The organism is Bacillus mobilis (assembly GCF_001884045.1).
Lineage (GTDB): Bacteria > Bacillota > Bacilli > Bacillales > Bacillaceae_G > Bacillus_A > Bacillus_A mobilis.
Genome location: NZ_MACF01000011.1, coordinates 1 through 3,806, shown reverse-complemented (window position 1 = coordinate 3,806; position 3,806 = coordinate 1). Strand labels below are relative to the sequence as shown.

Annotated in this window: 2 protein-coding genes; both read left to right on the top strand. The window is 38.0% G+C overall.

The genetic code is table 11. The features are described 5' to 3' along the window. Positions 1-2,010: condensation domain-containing protein (locus BAQ44_RS00440; protein ID WP_145925742.1), on the top strand; the 2,010-nt coding region annotated here is incomplete at its 5' end. 30 nt (positions 2,011-2,040) lie between these two features. After that, positions 2,041-3,806, top strand: a 1,766-nt coding sequence (locus BAQ44_RS00435; protein ID WP_145925741.1) for a condensation domain-containing protein, incomplete at its 3' end; no start/stop codon positions are given.

The following is a 3,806-nucleotide window of genomic DNA, read 5'->3' as shown; positions in this document are numbered from 1 at the left end:
GGGATGATGTATCGCTCTGGTGATTTAGCTAGATGGTTGCCAGATGGAAATATTGAGTATGTAGGTAGAGTGGATGAACAGATTAAGCTACGAGGCTTCCGGATTGAACTGGCGGAAATCGAAAGTGTCCTCAGAAAGGTACATAATGTTAAAGAGGCTACCGTGATCATCAGGGAAAGAGACAGTGAACGTCATATTTGTGCCTATATCGTTGGGGAGAAGAACCTGGATATGGGGACAATTCGTAGAGAAATCGAAAAGGACCTGCCGACGTATATGGTACCTGCTTTTATGATGCAAATTGAGCAAATTCCGTTAACTAGAAACGGGAAGGTAAACAAGGCGGCGTTGCCACATATTGAGGTAAAGGGGAATTATGAATATGTAGCCCCGAAAAATGAAATGGAAGAAATGATTCTTAACGTTTTTGCGGAAGTTTTGGGCATTGAAAAAATTGGGCTCGAAGATAACTTTTATGAATTGGGTGGAGATTCTATCAAAGCCATTCGAGTGGTCTCGAAACTAAGAGAAGAAAAGATTGAAATGTCTGTTAGAGATATTATGATGATGCGAGTTATGGAATCTATTTTGAAAAAAGCAAAGAACACCGTGGATAAGGTGGAATATGAGCAAGGTGAGGTAGTGGGTTTGGTTCCTTTAACCCCCATCCAAAACGCATTCTTTGAATGGCATCTATCCAATGAAAATTATTTCAATCAAGCTGTTATGTTGAAATCGGAAAGAGAGCTTGAGGAACAAGTAGTAAAGAAAGTACTGCGGGAAATTGTCATACATCATGATGTGCTGCGAGCAGTTTTTGTAAATAAGGAGCAGAAGATAAGAGAAGTCGATGATGATGAACTGTTCCAGTTTGAAGTGTATAACTTTATGAATATGGATGAAGTCCTCGTGAAAGAGCTTGTGCAAGAGAAGAATAATAAATTGCAGAGCAGTATAGATATCGAGATAGGTCCATTATTAAAAGCAGCTTTGTACAAGACAATTAAAGGAAATTATTTAATGATTTGTATTCACCATTTGGTAGTGGATGGTGTGTCTTGGAGGATAATAATTGAGGACTTTATCAATGGATACAACCAAGCGCTCATGCGACAGAGTATTGAATTTCCAGCAAAAACAGCATCTTATTCAGACTGGTCACAGGCTTTGCTTTCATATAGTCGATGTACAGAACTTGAAAATGAGTTTAGTTATTGGGTTGAGGTTTGTAAGGAAATGGAGTCGGGTGAAATTGCAAATGACTCATTGGGAACGGAAAAGGGCTTTGGCAGCACAACCATTCTGTTCGATGAAGAGACGACAAAAACTTTGCTTTATGAGGTGTGTAAAGCTTATAACACAGAAATCAATGATATTCTTCTTGTTGCGTTAGGACTTGCTGTAAAGTCGTGGACAGGGCAAAGTAAAGTAGCGATTCATATGGAAGGACATGGTAGGGAGGAAATTCATAAAGCTATTAATATTTCACGAACAGTGGGATGGTTTACAAGTATCTATCCCGTGTTGTTAGAGACACCCGATAACCTGGAAGAAGCAATCATTCAAGTTAAAGAAATGCTACGTCGTATTCCAAATCGCGGTTTAGGGTTTGGAGTCATTCAAAATTATTGGGAAAAGGGAATTTCTGAGATTCCCGCGGATATATGCTTCAATTATTTGGGTCAGTGGAATGATGAAAATAGAGAGGATGAGACAATCTACCTTACTTCCGAATTGGATTGTGGGAGGACTATTGCAGCAGATAACAAACTGAACAATGGTATCACAATTACTGCGCTAATTAAAGATTCTCAGCTATCCATATCTATTTTATTTGATAAAACTAAATATAATAGGGGATCTATTAATCAATTAAATGGAGAATACGAGAAGGCTTTACGTGAAGTAATTACGTTTTGTGCTTCTAAACAAGAAAAGGTTAAGACGATCTCTGATTATGATGAGGATTTAACTAGTGATGTTTTAGAGGAGATAATGGAGATTTTTTAGTTTTGATTTTACAGGAGGGGAACTTAAGATATGGAGAATAAGATTGAATCAATCTATTCGCTTAGCCCGATGCAAGAAGGTATGCTATACCATAAACTGTTAAACGACAATTCGACTGAGTATTTCATCCGCTATGTTATGAAATTAACGGGGGATCTAGACATCGCTAGGGTGAAAGAAAGTTTAAGCTTACTGTCCGAAAAGTATGGGGTCTTGCGCACAGCCATCGTTTTACCTAAAAAAGGAGACAAACCGCTACAGGTTGTATTGAGAAAAAGAGAAATTGAACTAAATGTTATCGATTTAACAGACTGTACTTCAGGTGAAAAGAATAAAAAAATCGAGCAGGTGCAGCAGGAGGATCTTCAACGAGGATTTGATTTGCAAAAAGACAGTTTAGTACGAATGACAATCATAAAGCTATCTCCCAATGCACATCTAGCATTGTGGAGTTTGCACCATATTATTTTAGACGGATGGTGCAGTTCAACTGTATTAACGGATTTCTTTAGAAATTACGAGAGACTATGCGAAGGGGAGCCATACAGTTCTGTACAAGTAGCGAACAAGGCTGAGAAAGCTAGTATTGCCTCCTTCGGAGAATATATAAGGTGGCTGGAGAAGCAGGATAAGAAAATAGGAATGGAATATTGGAATACCTTGTTGGATGGTTATTCTAATAAGACAACAATTACTGCCTCTAGCAAAGTTCAAGCTACGAAAGAAGAAATGCAGAGATATTCTATTACTGCGGATCAATCCTTAATTGAGAAATTGAAGGAACTTTCTAGAAGGAAGAATGTAACGATTAATACGGTGTTAGAGAGTGCTTTAGGATTATTACTTCAAAAATACAATATGAATCATGATGTGGTATTTGGAAAGGTAGTTTCTGGTCGGAATGCAGACATAGTAGGTATCGATCGGGCTGTAGGTCTATTTATAAATACAGTTCCAGTGCGAGTAAAAACGGAAACGACTAGTACCTGTGAACAAGTACTAGAAACAATGCATAATCAAGCATTGGATAGCTCTTGTTATGATTTTTGTTCTTTGGCTGATATTCAGGCACAAAGCAATCATGATAGTGAACTTATAAATGTATTATTTGTGTTCGAGAATTATTTTGTAGATGAATATGCAGTGACTCAGGAAGAACAATCTATTGGGAGTAAATTAACGATAGAGTTTGAAGAAGTTAGGGAGCAGACGAATTACCCACTTAATTTTAGCGTTTCGTTAAAAGATACACTCGATCTCGATATTATTTATAACCCTAAATTATATTCAGAACAAGATATTCGTTTGATCTTAGAGCAATATCATTTTATTCTGCAAGAGATTATCCGGAATCCGGAACAACAGATTAAGGAAATAGATCTAATTAGCGATCTAGAGAAAGAGAAAATTCTTGGTGAATTTAACGATACGACCATTGTATATCCTGAAGATATGAACGTAGTAAAACAGTTCGAAGAACAGGCGATGAGGTTACCTGATAAAATCGCTGTACGCACGGAAAGCGGAGAAATCACTTACCGAGAACTGAATGAAAAAGCGAATCAGCTGGCGGTTAGATTACGTGAGATGGGGATTGGACGTGAGGATTACGTCGCGATTATGGCCGAGCGCAGCTTAGAAACAATTATAGGGATTTGCGGGATTATTAAAGCTGGTGGAGTATACGTACCGATTGACCCAGCTTATCCGCGGGAACGAATTACTTACATGTTGGAAGATTGTAAGCCTAAAGCGATTCTGGTGAGCGATGATTCGGATGTATATGAAGCGCATGT